At 60.5% G+C, this 21,728-nt stretch carries 20 protein-coding genes; 8 read left to right on the top strand and 12 right to left on the bottom strand.

The window, feature by feature from the left end:
• The first annotated feature begins 98 nt into the window (after positions 1-98).
• Positions 99-770 carry a ribose-5-phosphate isomerase RpiA gene (gene rpiA / locus E3O56_RS05080; protein ID WP_099585891.1) on the top strand — a complete coding sequence of 224 codons (672 nt, stop codon included), beginning with the start codon at positions 99-101 and terminating at the stop codon, positions 768-770.
• Positions 771-1,087: 317 nt separating this feature from the next.
• Positions 1,088-3,034: an autotransporter domain-containing protein gene (locus E3O56_RS05075; protein WP_248127941.1), complete on the top strand. Its 1,947-nt coding sequence runs from the start codon at positions 1,088-1,090 to the stop codon at positions 3,032-3,034.
• Here the strand turns inward: E3O56_RS05075 and E3O56_RS05070 are convergent, their stop codons facing one another.
• The 4 genes from E3O56_RS05070 to E3O56_RS05055 form a co-directional block, all read right to left on the bottom strand.
• Positions 3,035-3,943, bottom strand: a complete 909-nt coding sequence (locus E3O56_RS05070) for an SdiA-regulated domain-containing protein (RefSeq protein ID WP_122735848.1) — start codon at positions 3,941-3,943, stop codon at positions 3,035-3,037.
• A 121-nt stretch (positions 3,944-4,064) separates the two neighbouring features.
• Positions 4,065-4,988 (bottom strand): SdiA-regulated domain-containing protein, encoded by a 924-nt coding sequence (locus E3O56_RS05065; protein ID WP_248127940.1) that lies wholly within the window; start codon positions 4,986-4,988, stop codon positions 4,065-4,067.
• A 250-nt stretch (positions 4,989-5,238) separates the two neighbouring features.
• Positions 5,239-5,904: a fumarylacetoacetate hydrolase family protein gene (locus E3O56_RS05060; RefSeq protein ID WP_032878871.1), complete on the bottom strand. Its 666-nt coding sequence runs from the start codon at positions 5,902-5,904 to the stop codon at positions 5,239-5,241.
• 22 nt (positions 5,905-5,926) lie between these two features.
• Positions 5,927-7,321, bottom strand: a complete 1,395-nt coding sequence (locus E3O56_RS05055; RefSeq protein ID WP_103734208.1) for an FAD-binding oxidoreductase — start codon at positions 7,319-7,321, stop codon at positions 5,927-5,929.
• A 205-nt stretch (positions 7,322-7,526) separates the two neighbouring features.
• Between E3O56_RS05055 and serA the strand changes: the two genes are divergently transcribed.
• Positions 7,527-8,756, top strand: coding sequence for a phosphoglycerate dehydrogenase (serA, locus tag E3O56_RS05050; protein ID WP_005792342.1), 1,230 nt, complete (start codon positions 7,527-7,529; stop codon positions 8,754-8,756).
• A 64-nt stretch (positions 8,757-8,820) separates the two neighbouring features.
• On the opposite strand, the gene E3O56_RS05045 is transcribed toward serA, so the two are convergent.
• The gene (locus E3O56_RS05045; RefSeq protein WP_103734207.1) at positions 8,821-9,261 is read right to left on the bottom strand and encodes a DUF4399 domain-containing protein; all 441 of its coding nucleotides are present in this window, start codon (positions 9,259-9,261) and stop codon (positions 8,821-8,823) included.
• A gap of 134 nt (positions 9,262-9,395) precedes the next feature.
• On the opposite strand from E3O56_RS05045, the gene E3O56_RS05040 reads away from it, so the two are divergent.
• The gene (locus E3O56_RS05040) at positions 9,396-9,890 is read left to right on the top strand and encodes a transporter substrate-binding domain-containing protein (RefSeq protein ID WP_248127939.1); all 495 of its coding nucleotides are present in this window, start codon (positions 9,396-9,398) and stop codon (positions 9,888-9,890) included.
• A gap of 133 nt (positions 9,891-10,023) precedes the next feature.
• On the opposite strand, the gene E3O56_RS05035 is transcribed toward E3O56_RS05040, so the two are convergent.
• Positions 10,024-10,656: a 2OG-Fe(II) oxygenase gene (locus tag E3O56_RS05035; RefSeq protein WP_005792345.1), complete on the bottom strand. Its 633-nt coding sequence runs from the start codon at positions 10,654-10,656 to the stop codon at positions 10,024-10,026.
• A gap of 132 nt (positions 10,657-10,788) precedes the next feature.
• Between E3O56_RS05035 and E3O56_RS05030 the strand changes: the two genes are divergently transcribed.
• Complete coding sequence (locus tag E3O56_RS05030) at positions 10,789-11,541, top strand: DUF2059 domain-containing protein (protein WP_032878866.1); 753 nt, start codon at positions 10,789-10,791, stop codon at positions 11,539-11,541.
• Positions 11,542-11,581: 40 nt separating this feature from the next.
• Here E3O56_RS05030 and E3O56_RS05025 read toward each other — a convergent pair whose 3' ends face one another.
• On the bottom strand, positions 11,582-12,523 hold the full coding sequence (locus E3O56_RS05025) for an alpha/beta hydrolase (protein WP_248127994.1): 942 nt from the start codon (positions 12,521-12,523) through the stop codon (positions 11,582-11,584).
• A gap of 99 nt (positions 12,524-12,622) precedes the next feature.
• On the opposite strand from E3O56_RS05025, the gene E3O56_RS05020 reads away from it, so the two are divergent.
• On the top strand, positions 12,623-13,198 hold the full coding sequence (locus E3O56_RS05020) for a DUF6436 domain-containing protein (protein ID WP_032878865.1): 576 nt from the start codon (positions 12,623-12,625) through the stop codon (positions 13,196-13,198).
• A gap of 26 nt (positions 13,199-13,224) precedes the next feature.
• Positions 13,225-15,579, top strand: coding sequence for a penicillin acylase family protein (locus tag E3O56_RS05015; RefSeq protein WP_248127938.1), 2,355 nt, complete (start codon positions 13,225-13,227; stop codon positions 15,577-15,579).
• 10 nt (positions 15,580-15,589) lie between these two features.
• Here the strand turns inward: E3O56_RS05015 and E3O56_RS05010 are convergent, their stop codons facing one another.
• Positions 15,590-16,555 carry a GlxA family transcriptional regulator gene (locus tag E3O56_RS05010; protein ID WP_103734203.1) on the bottom strand — a complete coding sequence of 322 codons (966 nt, stop codon included), beginning with the start codon at positions 16,553-16,555 and terminating at the stop codon, positions 15,590-15,592.
• Between the two features lie 240 nt (positions 16,556-16,795).
• On the opposite strand from E3O56_RS05010, the gene E3O56_RS05005 reads away from it, so the two are divergent.
• Entirely contained in the window at positions 16,796-17,437 is a 642-nt protein-coding gene (locus E3O56_RS05005; RefSeq protein WP_248127937.1) for an HD domain-containing protein, read from the top strand.
• A 132-nt stretch (positions 17,438-17,569) separates the two neighbouring features.
• Here the strand turns inward: E3O56_RS05005 and E3O56_RS05000 are convergent, their stop codons facing one another.
• From E3O56_RS05000 to E3O56_RS04985, 4 genes are all read right to left on the bottom strand, one after another.
• Entirely contained in the window at positions 17,570-18,454 is an 885-nt protein-coding gene (locus tag E3O56_RS05000) for an ABC transporter permease subunit (RefSeq protein ID WP_003195236.1), read from the bottom strand.
• On the bottom strand, positions 18,451-19,332 hold the full coding sequence (locus E3O56_RS04995) for an ABC transporter permease subunit (RefSeq protein WP_231989070.1): 882 nt from the start codon (positions 19,330-19,332) through the stop codon (positions 18,451-18,453). Before E3O56_RS04995 ends, E3O56_RS05000 begins: the two co-directional genes overlap by 4 nt.
• Positions 19,333-19,367: 35 nt before the next feature.
• Complete coding sequence (gene potA / locus E3O56_RS04990) at positions 19,368-20,510, bottom strand: polyamine ABC transporter ATP-binding protein (protein ID WP_003195240.1); 1,143 nt, start codon at positions 20,508-20,510, stop codon at positions 19,368-19,370.
• A 65-nt stretch (positions 20,511-20,575) separates the two neighbouring features.
• Positions 20,576-21,670: a polyamine ABC transporter substrate-binding protein gene (locus E3O56_RS04985; protein ID WP_005792355.1), complete on the bottom strand. Its 1,095-nt coding sequence runs from the start codon at positions 21,668-21,670 to the stop codon at positions 20,576-20,578.
• Positions 21,671-21,728 lie beyond the last annotated feature (58 nt).

The following is a 21,728-nucleotide window of genomic DNA, read 5'->3' as shown; positions in this document are numbered from 1 at the left end:
TCTAACCCAGCGTTTGGGCGGGCGACCACACGAATCCGGAGGTTTTGTTGGGTTATACTCGCGCCCCTCGATAACTCCCCGCCCGTTCCGGAGCCCGCATGACCCAGGATCAACTCAAACAGGCAGTGGCCCAGGCCGCCGTCGATTTAATCCTTCCCAAACTCGACGACAAGAGCATCGTCGGTGTCGGCACCGGCTCCACTGCCAACTGCTTTATCGACGCGCTGGCCCAGCACAAGGGCGCGTTCGACGGCGCCGTGGCGAGTTCCGAAGCCACCGCTGCACGCCTTAAAGGCCATGGCATTCCGGTGTACGAGCTCAACACCGTGAGCGACCTGGAGTTCTACGTGGACGGCGCCGATGAAAGCGACGAACACCTGAACCTGATCAAGGGCGGCGGCGCAGCCCTGACCCGCGAGAAAATCGTCGCGGCCGTGGCCAAGACCTTCATCTGCATTGCCGATGCCAGCAAGCTGGTGCCGGTGCTCGGCGCCTTCCCGCTGCCGGTGGAAGTCATCCCAATGGCTCGCAGCCACGTGGCCCGCGAGCTGGTGAAACTGGGCGGCGACCCGGTGTACCGCGAAGGTGTATTGACCGACAACGGCAACATCATCCTCGACGTGTTCAATATGCAGATCACCAACCCCGTTGAGCTGGAGACGCAGATCAACGCCATCGTGGGCGTGGTCACCAACGGCCTGTTCGCAGCGCGCCCGGCCGATGTGTTGCTGCTGGGCACCCCGGAAGGCGTGAAAACCCTCAAGGCTTAACAACACCACAACTCCAATGTGGGAGGGGCGGTGCGACGATTCGACTTGCTCCCGATAGCAGTGTGTCAGTCAGAATATCTGGTACTGATACACCCAATCGGGAGCAAGCCCCCTCCCACATTTGCAGCACTCCCCTCCAAAACCGTGCGCTCTGTCACGGCATCCCCTGCCCCGCCTGGTATCCAATCGGATACAAATTACAGCCACGCGACCCACGCGTTTAACAATGCGCCAATTTGCAGCCGCCCACGGAATGAGGCGCGCATTGTGCAAAGGGTCTGGGCTTTGAACATTCCCATCACCTCAAGGAAGACCTTGTGATAAAGCCCCTAGCCCTCGCCATCAGCGTTGCCGGTGCCCTGCTGTCCGCGCAAGCCCAAGCTTACGAGTACGGCCAGCACGCCAACACCACCCTGGAAAAACTGATCAATGACTACCCCGGTCGTTATCGCGGCACGGCCAATTTTGCCGGCGCTGCTGATTGGATGCAGAGCCAGATGGGCGCGGCCTATTCCATCAGCCGCCAGGACTTCACCTGGAGCAGCGGCAGCCGTGCTGCGCAAAACGTGGTGGCCTACGCCGCCGGCACCAAGCCGCAGTACGTGGTGATTGGCGCGCATTTCGACACCTACTTCGGCCGCCCGACCCTGCAAGGCCTGGATGACAATGGCTCCGGTGCCAGCGTGCTGACTGAGGTGGCGAAGAACCTCGGCGGCCTGTCATTGGAAAATGGCCTGCAAATCGTCGGATTCGGCGCGGAAGAAGAAGGTTTGCGCGGCTCCCGGGCCTTTGTTGACTCGCTGAGCGCCAGCCAGCGCGCCAATATGCTTGCGATGATCAATCTCGACAGCCTGATCACCGGCGACATGATGTATGCCCACGCCGGCCAGAACAGCACCGACAACCCGGCCCTGGCGTCATTGCGCGAGCACACGTTTCAGATCGCCAAGGAGTTGAATATCCCGCTGTTCACCAACCCCGGCCTGGACCCGCAATACCCCAAAGGCACAGGCTGCTGCAGTGATGGTGAACCTTTCGAGCCGCTGAATATCCCGATCCTTTATGTAGAAGCCACCAACTGGGAACTGGGCGATCTGGACGGCTATACCCAGACCGACAACCCGAAAATCCCAGGCGGCTCGACCTGGCACGACCCGAGCGAAGACAACAAAGGCGTACTCACCGATGCCTTCGGCCAGGCGCGCATCGACCAGCGCCTGCGTGACTATTCACGCTTGCTCAGCCGCCTGGTGCTGGAACTGACCAACGCCGACCTGATGGCCTCGACGGCGTCCGGCGGTGCCGTCGCACGCAACATGCAGGACAACCTGCAACGTCAGCATCAAGCCATGGTGCGCCTGCACGATCGCCGCTGGCTGACCCTGCAGGCCGCCAGCCGCGAGGTGGGCAGCTTTGATGGCGAGATCGGCGTGGACGGCGAATACAGCCCGGACAGCGGTTTCGACACGGCCCCCAACCCCGAAGCCCGACGCCTGGGCCTGCACGCCCTTGGCGATTATCAGCTGACCCCAAGCCTGAATATCGGTGCCAGCCTGAGCTACCTCAACGGGCGCGACAAACTGGAGCATCGCGGCAAACTGGACAGCGACACCTGGCAGGCAGCCGTGTACGCGCTGCTCAATGATGGCGGGCCAAGCTGGCTGGCCGGTGACCTGAGCATCGGCCACACGCGTTTCGATTCCAAACGCAACCTGATCATCCAGGCCAATGGCGGGCCGATCCTGCTCAATCAGCAACTGACGGGCGAGACTGATGCCCTGGCGTTGGGCGCGCGGGTGCTGGGCGGCTACGACTTTGACTTCGGTGCGCTCAAGAGCGGGCCTTTCGCCGGCCTGGACTACAGCCACTACCGCATCGACACGTTCCACGAAAAACAGAACCTGCGCACCGCCCTGCAGTATGAAGAGCAGTCTTTCGACTCCCTGCAAGCCAGCCTCGGCTGGCGCGTGCGTGGCGCTGTCGCCCTGCCCTACAGCCTGAGCCTGATGCCGTATGCAGACATCGCCTGGGTCAAGGAAATGGCCGATGGCCGCTTGGATGACCTGCAACTGACAGCCCGCGCCGATGGCCAGGCGCGCACCGCTCGGCTCGGCTCAGCAGACAAGAGCTTTGGTCGCGCACAAATCGGCAGCCAATTGGCGATCACCCCGCAGTTGGGGGTGTATGCCGAGGTCAATGGCCGCCTGGGTCATGCCGAAGGCAGCCAGACCGGCTATACGCTGGGCGTGCAATGGATGTTCTGATCAGGGTTTTTTGAACACGTAAAACAGGTTCGGCTCGCTGACCATATACAGCGTGCCCTCGTCATCCATGGCAATCCCTTCGGCCTGAGGCACACGCTTGCTCAGACCATGGCGCCCTTTAAGCAACGACAAACTGCTTAAGGGGCGACCGTCGATGTCCAGTTCCAAGACCAGGAACGATTCATCCGACAGCGCCAGCAGATGGCCGCTGCGCTCGTCGTATTGCAGGCTCGACAGGTCGCGCACAAACAGTCCGGCATCGCGCTTGGGGTTGTTGATCACGTGCACCGAGTAGGTTTTTTCCGCCTTGAAATGCGGGAAGCCATGCACTTCATAGATCAGCATCGGGTCGCGCTCCTTGGCGACGAACAGACGCTTGCCCACCGAATCATAGGCCAGGCCCTCGAACCCCTTGTTGCTGCCGATATGTACGCCGAGGGTCATCTGCTCCGCGTCGGCGGCGTCGAGGAAGGTTGTGTCGTCGTCCACATGCACCTTGATCAGCCGCTGCTGGCGCTCATCGCTGATGACGTAAATGTTGTCACTGATAAACTCCACAGCCTCTGCATCGCCAAACCCCACCAGTGGAATGCGTCGCAGGATCTTGCCCTCCAGGGACAGCTCCACCAGCTCGGCGTTTTTATTGGTGACGGTAAACAGGCTTTTGCGCACCGGATCGTAAGTGAGGGCCGAGACATCATCGTCGAGCCCTTCGATCACCTGGCCTTCCAGGGTCACGCGGTAATCTGCCAGGCCAATGGCGCGCTCATCGGCAGGCTGGCGCCACACCTGCCAGTTGAACCAGGCACGCTCGAACAGACGAAACTGCTGCGCAACGACCCCGGCGGCAACCAGGGCAAGCAACAGCAAGATGAAAACAGCAGGTTTGGGGCGGGCAAGTCGACGCATCGGGGCGGGCTCAGTGAAAAAACTGGCGAATAGATATCAAGGTCGCCTGAATTTAAACTTAAACGCGCCGAACTGTCTGGCGAATGCCGTTTATAAAGAAAAGTCTGACGTAATTCGTCAGTTATTTCTGCTTTTCAAAACGATAGAACAAGTTGGGTTCACTGACCATGTACAGGTTGCCGCTCTCATCCAGGGTCACCCCTTCGGCGCGCGGGATGGTGTCTTTCAGGCCGTTGAAGCCACCGAGCAAGGTCATGAAGCTGACTTGCTCGCCTGTTTCGTCCAGTTCCAGCAACAGGTGGGAATCGGCCGACAGCACCAGCAAGTGCCCAGTGCGCGGGTCAATGGACAAGGCCGAAAGGTTGCGCACATCCAGTTCGGTGCTGGCCAGCTTTTGCTTGTCGCCGGTCAGCGTGTTGCCATCGCTCTTCCACGTGAACAAGGCCGGCGGCCGCTCTTCGCCCAGTACAAGCTGCTGATTGCGCTTGTCCCACGCGACCGCTTCAAAGGCTTTGTTCTGGTCTTTGGAGGGGCCCAGGTCATGGCTTGGGAAATCAGCTTTGTTCAGCGCCGTGGTGCCGGCGTCCACCTTTACCACGGTCACGGTGTGGTCGCGTTCGTCTACCACGGCCATCGAGCCGTTTTCCATCACCGTCACGCCTTCAGGATTGTTCCAGCCATTGAGCGGCATCTTGCGCAATACGTCGCCTTGCAGGCTCAGCTCCACGAGAAACGGGTTTTTGCCCATGACGGAAAACAGGGTTTTGGTCTGGGGGTTGTAGGACAGGTCGGAAGCCTCATCCTTCTCCATACCGGGCAGCGGCTTGGCGTCGATGACCGCCTGATAGTCCGGGAGCCAAACACTCTCCTGGCGTTCAACCGGGCTCTCGAAGCGCTCCAGCACCCACAGCACACCGCGATCATCCCAGTGCATGGCCCAGGCCACGCCATACAGAACGGCACCGGCCAAAAATACCCAGGAATACCAGCGCATGGACAAGCGCGAGCGAAGCGAGGTTTTCGAAGTGGGTAGAGGCACGGCCATTGAGCGCTTTTCCGGAAAGTCAGCTGTATGGGATAGCACAGGATTCAACGGCCTGCGCGCAAGAGGCTGGGATTATCCGGATGGCGTGTGAAAAAAATGCAAAAGCCCATACTTGGGATATACACAAAACCAATGTGGGAGGGGCGGTGCGACGATTCGACTTGCTCCCGATTGCGGCCTGTCTGCCAGCTTATTTGTAGCTGACCCATCGCTATCGGGAGCAAGCCCCCTCCCACAGTTTGGCCGTTACTTAGCGCACGACGCTTTCGAAACGGTTCACACCCGCCAGCTCCAACACCAGCTCATCCCCCACATTCAACGGGCCTACGCCTGCCGGAGTGCCGGTGAGAATCACATCACCCGCCTGCAGGGAGAAGCAGCCCGCCATGTGCTGGATCATCGGTACGATCGGGTTGAGCATCTGCGCGCTGTTGCCATCCTGGCGCACTTCGCCGTTGATGGTCAGGCGTATGCCGATGTCGGTCACGTCCGCAAAGGTACTGCTGACGACGAAGGGGGCAAGCACCGCCGCGCCGTCGAAGCACTTGGCGATTTCCCACGGTAGGCCCTTGGATTTCAGCTCGGCCTGTTTGTCGCGCAGGGTCAGGTCCAGCGCCGGGGCGAAGCCGGAGATGGCGTCGAGGACTTCTTCGCGGTTTGGCTTGTTCGACAACGGCTTGCCGATCAACACCGCGATTTCCACCTCGTAATGCACCGAACCGCGTTCGGTGGGAATCGCAAAACCACCTTCCAACGGCACCACGCAGCTACCGGGCTTGATGAACAGCAAAGGCTCGGTGGGCACCGGGTTATCCAGCTCCTTGGCGTGTTCGACGTAGTTACGCCCGATGCACACCAGTTTGCCCACAGGGAAGTGGATGTTGGTGCCGTCGACATACTTGTGCTGGTAGCTCATGGAACGACTCCTTCAGGTGCGGTTAAACCGCGAAGATTTTGCCAGGGTTCATGATCCCGTTCGGGTCGAACACGGCCTTCACAGCCTTCATGTACTCGATTTCAACCGGCGAGCGGCTGTAGGTCAGGTAATCACGCTTGGTCATGCCCACGCCGTGTTCGGCGGAAATCGAGCCGTTGTACTTGGCGACGGTTTCGAACACCCACTTGTTCACGGTGGCACACTTGGCGAAGAACTCGTCCTTGCTCAGGTTTTCGGGCTTGAGGATGTTCAAGTGCAGGTTACCGTCACCGATATGACCGAACCAGACGATTTCGAAATCCGGGTAGTGTTCGCCGACGATCGCATCAATTTCGCTCAAGAATGCCGGCACTTTGGAGACGGTGACCGAAATATCGTTCTTGTACGGTGTCCAGTGGGAGATGGTCTCGGAGATGTACTCGCGCAGCTTCCACAGGTTGTGCAACTGGGTTTCACTCTGGCTCATCACACCGTCCAGTACCCAGCCCTGCTCGACGCAATGCTCGAACGTTTCCAGCGCATGGTTGGCGACTTCTTCAGTGGTGGCTTCGAATTCCAGCAGCGCGTAGAACGGGCACTCGGTTTCGAATGGCGCCGGCACATCGCCACGGCCGAGGACTTTAGCCAGGGCCTTGTCGGAGAAAAATTCGAAGGCGGTCAGGTCCAGCTTGCTCTGGAACGCGTGCAGCACCGGCATGATCGAGTCGAAGTCGGTGGTGCCGAGTACCATGGCGGTGAGGCTTTTCGGGGCACGGTCCAGGCGCATGGTGGCTTCGACCACAAACCCCAGGGTGCCCTCAGCGCCGATAAACAGCTGGCGCATGTCGTAGCCGGTGGCGTTTTTGATCAGGTCGCGGTTCAGTTCCAGCACATCGCCCTTGCCGGTAACGACTTTCATGCCGGCCACCCAATTGCGGGTCATGCCGTAGCGAATCACCTTGATCCCGCCGGCATTGGTGCCGATATTACCGCCAATCTGGCTGGAACCGGACGAGGCAAAATCCACCGGATAGTACAGGCCGTTTTCTTCAGCGACGTTCTGCAATTGCTTGGTGACCACGCCCGGCTGGCACACGGCGGTGCGGTCGGTAAGGTTCACGTCGAGGATCTGGTTCATATAGTCGAACGACACCACCACTTCGCCATTGGCCGCGACTGCCGCTGCCGACAGGCCGGTGCGCCCACCGGACGGCACCAGTGCTACCTTGTGCTCGTTGGCCCAACGGACGATGGCCTGCACCTGCTCAGTGGTCTTGGGAAACACGATAGCGCTGGGCGCGGGGGCGAAGTGCTTGGTCCAATCCTTGCCGTAAGCCTCCAGGGAGTCGGCATCGGTCAGCACTTTGCCGGGCTCAACCAGGGTCTTTAGCTCATCAATCAGTGCAGGATGGGTCATCGACAGAACTCTCGAACAATTCATGGTCATCCTGAGAACGCTTCACGTCGCAGGAATAGGTGTTTAGCGGGGTGCGTATGCTAGCATACCGCCCCCGCAGGACAGACCCAAAGGGCGTTTCTGCGGTGACGGCTTTCCTGCCGTCCGGGTCAGCTTGCGCTGCTCGACTCCCTGCCAATTTTCTCCGGGATACAGGTTTACGCAGATGAGCAAGACTTCTCTCGATAAGAGCAAGATCAAGTTCCTTCTTCTGGAAGGCGTCCACCCATCGGCTGTCGACGTTCTGAAAGCCGCCGGGTACACCAGCATTGAGTACATCACCAGTTCTCTGCCGGAAGCCCAGCTCAAGGAAAAGATCGCCGACGCGCACTTTATCGGCATTCGCTCCCGCACTCAGCTGACCGAAGAGATCTTCGACCACGCCAAGAAACTCGTGGCGGTCGGTTGTTTCTGCATCGGCACCAACCAGGTTGACCTCAACGCAGCGCGCGAACGCGGTATCGCGGTGTTCAACGCCCCGTACTCCAACACCCGTTCCGTAGCGGAGCTGGTATTGGCCGAGGCCATCCTGCTGCTGCGCGGTATCCCAGAGAAGAACGCCTCCTGCCACCGTGGCGGCTGGATCAAAAGCGCGGCCAACTCCTTCGAGATCCGCGGCAAGAAGCTGGGTATCGTCGGTTACGGCTCGATCGGCACTCAACTGTCGGTGCTGGCCGAAGGCCTGGGTATGCAGGTGTTCTTCTATGACACCCTGACCAAGCTGCCATTGGGCAACGCGACTCAAGTCGCCAGCCTGACCGAGCTGCTGGGCATGTCCGATATCGTCACGCTGCACGTTCCGGAAACCGCCGAGACCCAGTGGATGATCGGCGAGAAGGAAATCCGCGCGATCAAGAAAGGCGGGATCCTGATCAACGCCGCTCGCGGCACTGTGGTCAAGCTCGATGCCCTGGCCGACGCGATCAAGGACAAGCACCTGATCGGCGCCGCCATCGACGTGTTCCCGGTGGAGCCACGCTCCAACGACGACATCTTCGAAAGCCCGCTGCGTGGCCTGGACAACGTGATCCTGACCCCGCACATCGGCGGCTCCACTGCTGAAGCCCAAGCCAATATCGGCCTGGAAGTCTCGGAAAAACTGGTCAAGTACAGCGACAACGGTACCTCGGTATCGTCGGTCAACTTCCCGGAAGTGGCCCTGCCGGCTCACCCGGGCAAGCACCGCCTGCTGCACATCCACCAGAACATCCCGGGCGTGATGATGGAGATCAACAAGGTCTTCGCGGAAAACGGCATCAACATCTCCGGTCAGTTCCTGCAGACCAACGAGAAGGTCGGCTACGTGGTCATCGACGTCGACGCCGAGTACTCGGACCTGGCGCAAGAGAAGCTGCAGCACATCAACGGCACTATCCGTAGCCGCGTGTTGTTCTAAGGTTTCAACCGCACCACGAAAAAGGGAGCCCCTCGGGGCTCCCTTTTTTGCATCTGAACAAATCTTACTTGACGTTAACCGTGATGACTTTCGAGGCTACCGTAGGCTCGAACTGGCGATGCACGTTGTCGCCAGCCACCAGTTGCAAGGTGTGCTTGCCTGGCGTGAGGGTCAGCTCGGTCTCGGTTTGCGCCTTGCCGAAGTGAATCGAGGTAGGCGTGGCCGGGATCGCTTCGTTTGCGTTGAGCGCCCCCACTTCCTGATCTACCAGCAGGTGATGATGGCCGGCGCCCGGTACCTGTTTGTCGATCGGCTCCAGGTCCAGGCCCTTGATGCCAAATTTGACGGTGAAGGTTTTGTCGACAGTAGCGCCGTCTTTGGGCGAGACAATGAACACTTCAGCACCAGCAGGAGCCGGTGTGCGCGGCTGGTCGGCAGCGCTGGCCAACATCGAAGCACCCAGCAGCAGGGACGCCAGGGTTGCACGGGACAAAAGGGCTTTCATTCGCTTCTCCAGTTTTTCAGTGAAATCTGTAGGGTTATGACAACTTCGCGATAAATTGCGGTCCAAGGCACCCGACACCATAGCAAAACGATGCTGAACAGCGCCTCGTCCATTCGAATTCTCTAGGAGTGACCATGCGCTTTTCGCCTGGCCTGTTACTGTTGCTTGCCCTTCTGAGCCCATTGGCCCATGCCGAGCTGATCGATGACGTCAATGATCGCGGCGAACTGCGTATAGCCCTGGAAGCCAACACCCCGCCGTTCAATTTCAAGGAAGGCGACAAGCTCACCGGCTTTGAAGTGGAACTGGGTGAGCAACTGGCGAAAGAAATGGACGTACGCTCCTCGTTTATCACCACCGATGATGCCGACCTGATGAACGGCGTGGCGACCGGCAAGTACGATGTGGCAATCAACCATATCGCTATGACTGCCGAGCTGAAGGATCGTTTCGATTTCAGCGCCGCTTATAACGATAAACCTGAACTGGTGATCCCGTTTCAGAAGGGCAACCCCGCGTTCAAGAGCAGCCTGGACAAGGCGCTGGAGCGGGTGAAAGCGGATGGCCGCTTGAAGGCGCTGGCGCAGAAGTGGTTTGAAAGCCAAACACCGATAGTCAAGACACAGTAGGTCAAATGTGGGAGGGGGCTTGCTCCCGATTACTGAGTGCCAGTCACGGCATCTGTTGACTGAGCCACCGCTATCGGGAGCAAGCCCCCTCCCACATTTTGTTCAAGGCAAGACTTTAGAATCCTTTGCCTGCCTAAAACGGCTCGTTGCCCCGCCGGCGAAACCAGCCGGTCAGGGACAGGCGCTCCCGCGTGGCCGGCAGTACCTCGTGGGGTACCTCGCCCGACAAAAACACCACCAGGCAGCCACCGGTGGGCACCACGTCATATTCGACGCCGCCCTTGAGGTACATGCGCAACTGGCCACCATGCTCGGGCAGCCAGGCGTCGTTCAAGTAGATCACCGCCGAGACCATGCGCCGGTCGTCGTCACGAAAGCGGTCCACATGCTTGAGGTAAAACGCACCGGGCGGGTACATCGCGAAGTGGCTTTCGAAATCTTCCAGCCCAAGGAACAGGCTGCGGTTCATTGCCAGGCGCAGGCTGTCCATGACGGCCATATAGGTGTCGCAAACCGCCGCGTCGCCCTCTTCCAGCCACTGAATATGATCACCGCGAATACCCTCGCGAATCTCCTGGGCCGGCCCGCGCCCGACTGCCGCCGGTGCCAGCTCACCTTCGGCCGCACGTTTATGGCACTCAGCCGCCAGTTCCAGGGTCAGAGCCTGGGGCAGGAAGCCATTCTGCTGCGACCAGCCTTTTTCGGCCAAGTCGTCAACGATACGTTGCAGCAGCGGGTCATCGAGGGATATTTGCATGGCGCGCATAGTATCCATACGCCTGAGAATCCGACAGCGCCGTCGAGCGCCCGAATGCACTTTAAATCAGCTGTCTGATAGGACTTCTCGACAAATCCTACGCCCGACACGGACAATAGTGGCCGACTGACAGGAGTCCATATGCGTCGTTTGTTTTTTACCGTGTTGATGTTCTGCGTTTTGCCCGCCTGGGCAGACGGCCATGACCAGTTGTACAAGGTTGCCGGCTGGGCCGAACAACGTGCGCATTTCAATGACGCCCTCAGTGCCGCCCAGCAACGCTACCGCAATAGCCTGCCGCCGGTGGTGTACCAGGCGCTGGTGGACAACAGTAATAAGCGCTTTGGCGCCCAAGCCATGGATCAGCGTGCCGAGGCGCAACTGCGCAAGCACCTGGCCAACCCGAAACCGGCCCTGGCGTTCTTCCAATCGCCCCTGGGCCGCAAGATCGTCGCCGCAGAATTGCTGGCCACGCGCCGCGACCAGTTGGCGAAAAACGCCCAGGGCTTGCCGAAAATCCAGGCCGACGCCACCCGCAGCCTGATCATCGGCCATCTGGCCCAAGCCCTGCCCGCGCGCGAGGCCGGTGCAGAAGTCAGCCTGGCGATTGCCGGTGTAGCGGCCGACAGCTTGAGCCAGATGATCCCCGGTTTGCTTGGCGGCGGTCAGGCCCAGGGTATGTTGAATGGGCAGCGCGAACGGTTGATGCAACAAATCGACAAGGACCTGAACAACACGCTGTTGTACGTCTACCGGGATTTGTCCGACCCGGAGCTGGAAGAGTTCGCTACGTTTGCCGAATCGCCGGAAGGTAAGGCGTATTACCAGGCGGCCCTGGCAGCCATTCGCGCAGGGCTGGCTGTCGGCCAAAGCACCTCAAGCCTGACGCAGTAATTGTGGGAGGGGGCTTGCCCCCGCCCACATTTAAAATGCGTTAGTTCAGGTGATCGGTGAGGTACTCGAAGTACTCATTACGAATCTCTGGAATCTCATTGGCCAGGTGATGCCTGCCCCGCGGCAGCATCAACACCTCGGGCCGGTCGAACTTACCGCGCAGCACCTGCAAATTGTGTTGCCAATCCACCGTCATATCTTCCTCACCCTGCACGATCACCGGCCGCCGTGGGCTGCGGGGTGCGGCTTCGATGCGTTTGATCCAGCGCGCCAGCGCCCCTACCCAAGCGGTGGGCAATTGGCGCGGCTGCAGTGGGTCGGCTTCAAGGAACGGTTTGAACGCAGGGTCGTTGGAGTTATCGCTGAAGCGTCGGGCAATGCCTTTGACGAACGGGCGCAGCAGGTAATAGCTGACCTGCGACCATCCCCAGGCACGCGGCCGCACCAGCGGTGAGAGCAGGAAGGTCTTGCCCTGGGCCGGGCTGTCGGCGCCGTGGTTGAGCAAGTGATCCACCACAATGGCGCTGCCGGTGCTTTGCCCGAACAGGTGCCAGGGTTGCGGCAATTGCAGCGCCTTGGCCTCAGCGAACAACGCCTGCACCACGCTCTGGTACACCGCAAACTCATCGATGCTGGCGCGCGGGCCGCTGGACAAGCCGTGGCCCGGCAAGTCGCAGGCGATCACCACAAAGCCCTGGTCCAACGCCCAATCCACCACATGGCGGTACAACCCCATGTGGTCGTAGAAACCGTGGAACATGAACATCGTTGCCACCGGCGCAGGCGGCCACCATACCTGGGCCACCACTTCAAACCCGCCCACCTCCAGGCGCCCCAACCGGCTCACCGCCGGCACCTTGCGAGCGGCCAGGTCAAGCCCATAGAAACGTTGATAGACCCTTGCCTCGGCGCTAAGCGGTTGCGCGTCCACCAGGGGCCGCAAGCTTTCGCGCAGATGATCAGGGTCAAAGGTGACGGGCATAAAGGCTTCCAGACTGGCGGTGAAGATGAATATCGAGCTGCGATATTCATCTGTCAGGACAAGCATGGCAAGCTACGCGACCTGCGAGGATACCTTTGAATGCGACCGCCTTACCGCAACGCCCTGTTCGCCAGCCTGATCCTGGTTATCTGCGCCGGCGTGCTGTGGGCCGCGTATGACTGGTTCCAGGGCCGCTACCTGCGCGCCTTCAGCGAGCACACGGCGGTATTCTCCGGCGATGCGCTGCAACTGCCCGCCGCCCTCAGCGGCCCTGGCCCGATTCGCCTGGTGCACTTCTGGGACCCGGCCTGCCCGTGCAATGTCGGCAACCAGCAACACCTGGGTGAGCTGATCGAGCAGTACGAGCCCCAAGGGGTCGAGTTTTACGCCCTGCAAAAAGCCGGTAGCCACGGCACCCTGCCCGACAACCTGCGCCACATGAAAATCCTCGACGCCCTGCCCGGCGCCGATCGCATACCCGCCAGCCCGGCCGTGGGCATCTGGGACCGCACAGGCAAACTGGCCTATTTCGGCCCCTACAGCGAAGGGCTGACGTGCAATGCCAGCAACAGTTTTATCGAACCCATTCTCAAGGCCCTTGGAACCGGACGCGAAGTGAATGCCACTCACACCCTCGCGGTAGGCTGCTATTGTTCGTGGCCTGAGGATCAGTAGCCCGTCCACTCTGGTAAGGAATGTTCATGAAGCGCGTCTTGCAGATTTTCGCGGTGCTGATTGCGCTGGTCGCCCTCGGCGCCGGTTGGTATGTCTACAGCAAGCAGCCCACGCGTCAGGGCACAGTGCCGCTGGCCCACCTGCAAAGCTCGGTCACGGTGCGCTACGACGACCGTGGCGTACCGCATATCCGTGCCGAGAACGAGGCTGACCTGTACCGCGCCCTGGGCTATGTGCATGCCCAGGACCGGCTGTTCCAGATGGAGGTCATGCGGCGCCTGGCCCGTGGCGAACTGGCCGAAGTGCTGGGGCCCAAACTGCTTGAGACCGACAAGCTGTTTCGCAGCCTGCGCATTCGTGAGCGCGCCTTGAGCTACGCAGAGCACATGGACCCCGACTCAGCGTCGTCCAAAGCCCTGCAAGCCTATCTGGACGGGATCAACCAATATCAGGACAGCCACGCCAGCCCCATGGAGTTCGACGTGCTGGGCATCCCCAAGCGCCGCTTTACCGTCGAGGACAGCATCAGCGTCGCCGGGTACATGGCTTACAGCTTTGCCGCCGCCTTTCGTACCGAGCCGGTGCTGACTTACGTGCGCGACCATCTGGGCAGCGACTACCTGAAAGTGTTCGATCTCGACTGGCAACCCAAGGGTGCGCTCAACCTGGCGGCCAGTGACTGGCAAACCCTCGGCGCCATCGCCGCCCTGAGTGAGCAGGCCCTGGCCGACAACGGCCTGCCGCAGTTCGAGGGCAGCAACGCCTGGGCCGTCAGCGGCAGCCATACCAAAAGCGGCAAGCCGTTGCTGGCGGGTGACCCGCATATTCGCTTCTCGGTGCCATCGGTGTGGTACGAGGCGCAGTTGCAGGCGCCAGGCTTTGAGCTGTACGGCTATCACAACGCGCTGGTGCCGGTGGCGTTCCTGGGGCACAACCTGGACTTCGGCTGGAGCCTGACCATGTTCCAGAACGACGACCTTGATCTGGTCGCCGAGAAGGTCAACCCGGACAACCCCAACCAGGTCTGGTATCACGGCCAATGGGTCGACATGACCAGCAGCGAGCAACAGATCCAGGTCAAGGGCCAGGCGCCGGTGACCCTCACGCTGCGCCGTTCGCCCCACGGCCCGATCATCAATGACGTGCTCGGCGAGAACGCGGGCAGCACGCCAATTGCCATGTGGTGGGCGTTCCTGGACACCGAAAACCCGATCCTCGACGGCTTCTACCAACTCAACCGCGCCGATACCCTGGCCAAGGCACGTGCCGCGGCCGCCAAGGTGTCGGCACCGGGCCTGAACATCATATGGGCCAATGCCAAGGGCGATATCGGCTGGTGGGCGGCAGCGCAGTTGCCGATCCGCCCGGCCGGCGTCAACCCGGCGTTCATCCTCGATGGCAGCACCGCCCAGGCCGACAAGTTGGGCTTCTACCCGTTCAGCGCCAACCCCCAGGAAGAGAACCCGGCACGTGGCTATGTGGTCTCCGCCAACGCCCAACCGGTATCGCCCACCGGCATGGAGATCCCGGGCTACTACAACCTCGCGGACCGTGGCCAGCAGTTGAACGCGCAGTTGAGCGACAACAGCGTGAAGTGGGATGTAAGCAACAGCCAGGCTTTGCAACTGGGCACCACCACCGCCTACGGCCCACGCCTGCTCGCACCGCTGCTGCCGGTGCTGCGCGAAGGGATCAAGGACCCGGCTCAGCTCAAGCTGGTGGAACAGCTCGCAAGCTGGAAAGGCGACTACCCGCTGGACTCCACCAGCGCCACGCTGTTCAACCAGTTCCTGTTCAACCTTGCCGACGCGACCTTCCACCCGAAGCTGGGCGATGCACTGTTCAAGAGCCTGATCACCACCCGTGTGATCGACGCCGCGTTGCCACGCCTGGCAGCCTCGGCGGACTCACCCTGGTGGGATGGCAAGCGCGCGGATATCGTCAAGCTCGCCTGGGACAACAGCCTGGCCCACCTCAAGACGACCTTCGGCGACGACCCGGCGCAGTGGCAGTGGGGCAAGGCGCACACCTTGACCCATGGTCATCCGCTGGGCATGCAGAAACCGCTGGATAAGCTCTTCAACGTCGGCCCGTTCGCCGCACCGGGCAGCCACGAAGTGCCGAATAACCAGACCGCCGCGATCGGCCCGGCGCCATGGCCAGTGACCTATGGGCCTTCGACACGGCGCCTGATCGACTTCGCCGACCCTGCCCACGCACTGACCATCAACCCAGTGGGGCAAAGCGGCGTACCGTTTGATGCTCACTATGGTGATCAGGCGCAAAGCTATATCGAAGGCGGGTATGAGCAGGCGCATTTCAGTGATGAGGAAGTGACGGCCAATACCCGAGGCACCCTGAAACTGTTGCCTGCCAGATAGCTGTTTATCGCTACACCGGCGCCGCAAAGTTAAGCCTGAACTGTTGCGGCGTGACGCCCAGGCGGCGATTGAACACGCTGCGCATGTGCTGGGCGTCGCGAAATCCGCATTGATAGGCCACCGTCTTGAGTGGCGCCGGGCTGCTTTCGAGCATCACCCGCGCCGCATCCACCCGCGCTCTCTCGACAAATTCCGCCGGCGTGATCCGCGCTTCACGGGCGAACACCCGGGAGAAATTGCGCGCACTCATATTGGCCGCCCTGGCCAAATCGGCAATGGTCAAATCCCCGGTCAGGTTGGCCAGCACGTACAACTGCACCAGCGCCACCGCCGAAGTGGCCTCGGCATGGGGAGTGAGAAACGGGCTGAACTGCGATTGCCCGCCCGAGCGTTGGGTGAACACCACCAGGCGCTTGGCCACGCTCAGCGCCACTTCCGGGCCGTGATCCTGGGCCAGCAGGTACAGCGAAAGATCGATACCCGCCGTGACCCCGGCCGAGGTGTAGAGGTTACCGTCCTGCACATAGAGACGGTCGGCCTCGACCTGGGCAGAAGGGCACAGGCGCGCCAGGCTGGCGGCGTCATTCCAGTGGGTAGTGACAGTTTTACCGTCCAGCAGACCGGCGCGGGCCAGCATGAAGGCGCCGTTGCAGATCGAGCCGAAGCGCTGTGCCCTGGCAGCGGCACCGCGCAGCCACTCATCAAACTGAGGGCCGAAATCTTCGAAAGGCAGTTGCGGGCCGCCCGCTACCAGCAACAGGTCGTAGGGCTGCCGGGCTTCGCTGTAGTGCTTGTGCGCCTGCAATGACAGGCCATTGGAGGCAGCCAGAGTGCCGTGGCCGAAACCGATCACCTCCAGGCGGTAGTGATCGTCAGGCGCCAGGAAGCGGTTGGCCTCGCAGAACACATCCATGGGCCCGGTCACGTCCAGTGACTGGACGCCGGGGAAGATCAGGATCGCGACGGTTTTGTGCATGGGAGACCTTTATCTCTGGGCTGACGCAAAACCCTGTGGGAGCTGGCTTGCCTGCGATGCAGACACCTGGGCTCATCAGGTATACCGAGGTGATGCTATCGCAGGCAAGCCAACTCCCACATTAGATCGCGCGCAGCCTTGGCGCGATGTGGCAGCACATTGGCCGAAAACGCGCCCTCGTCTCGATAGCTGCGTCGCCCAAGCGCGAACAGACTGGATGCTTTCCAGAGGAGCACCACCATGAACACCACCATCGCCGGCATCAAAATCCCCGACAGCGCCTTGGCCAAAGCCACCACTGAATACATCCGCGACATCGAATCCGACCTGCTGTACCACCACTCGCGCCGGGTATTTCTGTTCGGCGCCTTGAGCGGAGAGCGCAAGCAACTGGCCTACAACCCGGAGCTGCTGTATGTCGGCGCAATGTTCCACGACCTGGGCCTGGTGGAAGGTCATCGCAGTGACGACCAGCGTTTCGAAGTGGACGGTGCCAATGCCGCCGCCGCGTTCCTCAAGCCTTACGGGCTGAGCGATGACGATATCGAACAAGTGTGGTTGTCCATCGCCCTGCACACCACACCGGGTGTGCCGCAACACCTGCGCCCCACCGTGGCGCTGGTGACCGCCGGGGTGGAGATGGACGTGCTGGGCATGGACTACGCCGCATTTTCCACGGTGCAGCGCGAAGCGGTGGTGCATGCGCATCCACGCGGTGAAGGGTTCAAGGAGTGCATCATCTGCGCGTTTGCCGACGGCTTGCGCCATCGCCCGCAGACCACGTTTGGCAACGTGAAGACCGATGTGCTGGTGGATCAGGAGCCGGGGTTCAGGCCGATGAATTTTGTGCAGGTGATTCGCACGTCGCCTTGGGCGATGTAATTAGCCTGAAATGCAATCAAATGTGGGAGCTGGCTTGCCTGCGATAGCGGTGTGTCAGTCGATTCATCCGTCGACTGACACACCGCTATCGCAGGCAAGCCAGCTCCCACATTTTTTAGCGCATTCCGGCAGTTAGACCGGTGCAGGCGCCCGGCGCTTGTCCGGCTGTTGCCAGCCGTCAGCCGCGGCTTCTTCGATGGCTTGCTGGATGGCCTTCTTGCGATGCTCTTCGGCCCGACGGCTGAAGAACCACACCAGGAAGGTCACCAACGACACCGCCAACAGGATCAGGCTCGCCACCGCGTTGATCTCGGGTTTAACCCCAAGGCGCACCGCCGAGAACACTTCCATCGGCAAGGTGGTGGAACCCGGGCCCGATACAAAGCTGGCCAGTACCAGGTCATCCAGGGACAGCGCAAACGACATCATGCCGCCCGCCGCCAGCGACGGCGCGATCATCGGGATGGTGATCAGGAAGAACACCTTCCACGGCCGCGCGCCCAAATCCATCGCGGCTTCTTCGATCGACAAATCCAGCTCACGCAAGCGCGCCGACACCACCACCGCCACATACGCCGCACAGAACGTCGTGTGCGCGATCCAGATGGTGACGATGCCACGTTCCTGGGGCCAGCCGATCATCTGCGCCATGGCCACGAACAGCAGCAACAGCGACAGGCCGGTGATCACTTCAGGCATCACCAGCGGTGCCGTCACCAGGCCGCCGAACAGCGTACGGCCCTTGAACTGGCTGATACGCGTGAGCACAAATGCCGCCAACGTGCCCAGCGCCACCGCGGCCACCGCCGTGTAGCAGGCGATTTCCAGGGAACGGGCCACCGAGCCCATCAACTGGGTGTTGTCCAGCAGGCCCACGTACCACTTGATCGACCAACCGCCCCACACCGTCACCAGCTTGGATTCGTTGAACGAGTAGATCACCAGGATCAACATCGGCAGGTAGATAAACAACAAGCCTGCGACCAGCATGAAGCTGGAGAAACGAAAGCGCTTCATATCTTGCCCTCCAGCTCTTTGGCCTGGCTGCGGTTGAACAGAATGATCGGCACGATCAGGATCGCCAGCATCACCACGGCCAAGGCAGAAGCCACCGGCCAGTCACGGTTGTTGAAGAATTCCTGCCACAACACTTTACCGATCATCAGGGTTTCCGGGCCGCCGAGCAGTTCCGGGATCACGAACTCGCCCACCACTGGGATAAACACCAACATGCAGCCGGCGATGATGCCGTTCTTGGACAGCGGCACGGTGATTTTCCAGAAGCTGTTGAAGGTGCTCGAACCGAGGTCGGAGGCAGCTTCGAGCAGGCTCTGGTCGTGTTTGACCAGGTTGGCGTACAGCGGCAGGATCATGAACGGCAGGTACGAGTAGACCACGCCGATATACACCGCGATGTTGGTGTTGAGGATCTGCAACGGTTCACTGATCAGCCCCATGGACATCAGGAAGCCGTTGAGCAAACCGTTGTTGCTGAGGATGCCCATCCACGCATACACGCGGATCAGGATCGCGGTCCAGGTCGGCATCATGATCAGCAACACCAGCACGGTCTGCATCTCTTTGCGCGCGGTGGCTATGGCGTAGGCCATCGGGTAGCCGATCAGCAGGCACAGCAGCGTGCTGAAGAACGCCATCTTCAACGAGCCCAGGTAGGCGGCGATGTACAACTCGTCGCCCGCCAACAGGCTGTAGTTGGCCAGGTTCAGCACCACTTGCAGCTTTTGCTCAACGTAGGTGTAGATCTCGGTATAGGGCGGGATCGCCACGTCGGCTTCGGCAAAGCTGATTTTCAATACGATGAAAAACGGCAGTGCGAAAAACAGAAACAGCCAGAGGAATGGAATCCCGATGACCACCTGCTTGCCATTGGGGATTATGCGATCCAAGCGCCGCTTGAATTTCTTCATGTTCATGAGCGAAGTACCACGCCGCTGTCGTCTTCCCACCACACGTAAACCTGATCACCCCAGGTTGGGCGCTGGCCACGGCGTTCGGCGTTGGCGACGAAGGACTGCACCAGCTTGCCACTCGGCAGCTCCACATAGAACACCGAGTGACCGCCCAGGTAGGCGATATCGTGCACCTTGCCGCTGGACCAGTTGTGCTCGCAGGTCGGCATTTCGGTGGTGACCAGCAGTTTTTCCGGGCGAATCGCGTAGGTCACCGACTTGTCTTCCACCGAAGTAGCGATGCCGTAGCCCACGTAGATGTCGCGATCCAGGTCCGGGCACTTGAGCACCGCATGGCCTTCGGCGTCGTCCACCACCTGGGTGTCGAAGATGTTCACGTTGCCGATGAACTCGCACACCAGGCGGCTGGTAGGGGTTTCGTAGATGTCGATCGGGCTGCCGATCTGGGCGATCCAGCCCAGGTGCATGATCGCAATACGCTCGGCCATGGTCATGGCCTCTTCCTGGTCGTGGGTCACCATCACGCACGTCACGCCGACGCGCTCGATGATCTCTACAAGCTCAAGCTGCATCTGCGAGCGCAGCTTCTTGTCCAGGGCGCCCATCGGCTCATCGAGCAGCAAGAGTTTGGGGCGCTTGGCCAGGGAACGGGCCAGGGCTACACGCTGGCGCTGGCCGCCGGACAGCTGGTGCGGCTTGCGCTTGGCGTATTGGCTCATCTGCACCAGCTTGAGCATCTCGGCCACGCGGGCGTCGACTTCGGCCTTGGGGATCTTGTCCTGCTGCAGGCCGAACGCGATGTTCTGCGCCACGGTCATGTGCGGGAACAGCGCATAGGACTGGAACATCATGTTGATCGGCCGCTCGTAGGGCGGCATGTCGGTAATGTCCACGCCGTCCAGGTAGATGCGGCCTTCGGTTGGGCGCTCGAAACCTGCGAGCATACGCAGCAAGGTGGACTTGCCTGAACCCGAACCGCCGAGCAAGGCGAAGATCTCGCCTTTCTTGATTTCCAGGGACACATCGTCCACCGCAATCGTCTCGTCGAACTTCTTCGTGACCCGGTCGATTTTGACCAGCACCTTTTTCGGTGTCTGGTCGCCCTCGAGGGCTTTCTTATAGGCGCCGGAGGCAACTGCCATTTACGAAACTCCCAAAAAAAGAGTGCAGCTCGCCCAATACGGGCCAGCCTTGGATAGTTTGAGCCTTACTTGCCCGTCTTGACCTTGGTCCAGCTACGGGTCATTAAACGCTGCACTTTCGGGGGTAGCTCGAAGTTGACGAATGTCCGCTCGAGAACCGCCTGCGGTGGGTAAACCGCTGCGTCGGTGCGTATCGATTGTTCCATCAGCTTGTCCGCCCCGGGGTTAGGGTTGGCGTAACCGACGTAATCACTGACCTGGGCGATCACCTCAGGTTGCAGCAAATAGTTGATGAAGGCATGAGCCTCTTTAACGTTGCTCGCATCCTTGGGGATCGCCAGTACGTCAAACCAGAGGTTGCCGCCTTCCTTGGGAATTGCGTAGGCGATGTTCACGCCCTTGCCCGCCTCGGCCGCGCGGGCCTTGGCCTGGAACACATCACCGGAGAAACCGGCAGCCACGCAGATGTTGCCGTTGGCCAGGTCCGAGATGTATTTGGAGGAGTGGAAGTAAGTCACGTAGGGCCGCACTTTGAGCAGCTTCTCTTCGGCCTTCTTGTAGTCGGCCGGGTTGGTGCTGTTAGGGTCCAGGCCCATGTAGTTGAGCACTGCCGGCAGCATTTCATCGGCCGAATCCATGAACGACACACCGCAGGTGGCGAGCTTCTTCATGTTTTCCGGTTCGAACAACACCGCCCAGGAATCGATATGGTCGACGCCCAGCACTTCCTTGACCTTATCGACGTTGTAGCCAATGCCGTTGGTGCCCCACAGGTACGGCACCGCGTACTGGTTGCCCGGGTCGTTCTTTTCCAAGCGCTTGAGCAGGGCCGGGTCAAGGTTGGCGTAGTTTGTCAGCAGTGACTTGTCGAGCTTCTGGAACGCCCCGGCCTTGATCTGCTTGCCGAGGAAATGGTTGGACGGCACGACCACGTCATAGCCGGTACGCCCGGCGAGCAACTTGCCTTCCAGGGTTTCGTTGGAATCAAACACGTCATACACGGGCTTGATGCCGGTGGCCTTTTCAAAGTTGGCCAGGGTGTCGGGGCCGATGTAGTCCGACCAGTTATAAACATGCACCGTCGATGCGGCCTGCACGCTGACAGCCAGCGTGATACCTGCACCCACCAGCAAGGCTTTGCGAAATAAAGAAATTGGCAAGTGGAGGTCCTCTTAAATAGTTGGGCCCAAAGTTGTTGCCCGGCAACAAAACCGGCGC

Origin of the sequence: Pseudomonas sp. W2Aug9 (assembly GCF_023127755.1) — a bacterium.
In the GTDB taxonomy this organism is placed as follows: domain Bacteria; phylum Pseudomonadota; class Gammaproteobacteria; order Pseudomonadales; family Pseudomonadaceae; genus Aquipseudomonas; species Aquipseudomonas synxantha_A.
Note: the sequence above shows the minus strand (reverse complement) of the source record. Positions and strands in the feature narration are given on the sequence as shown.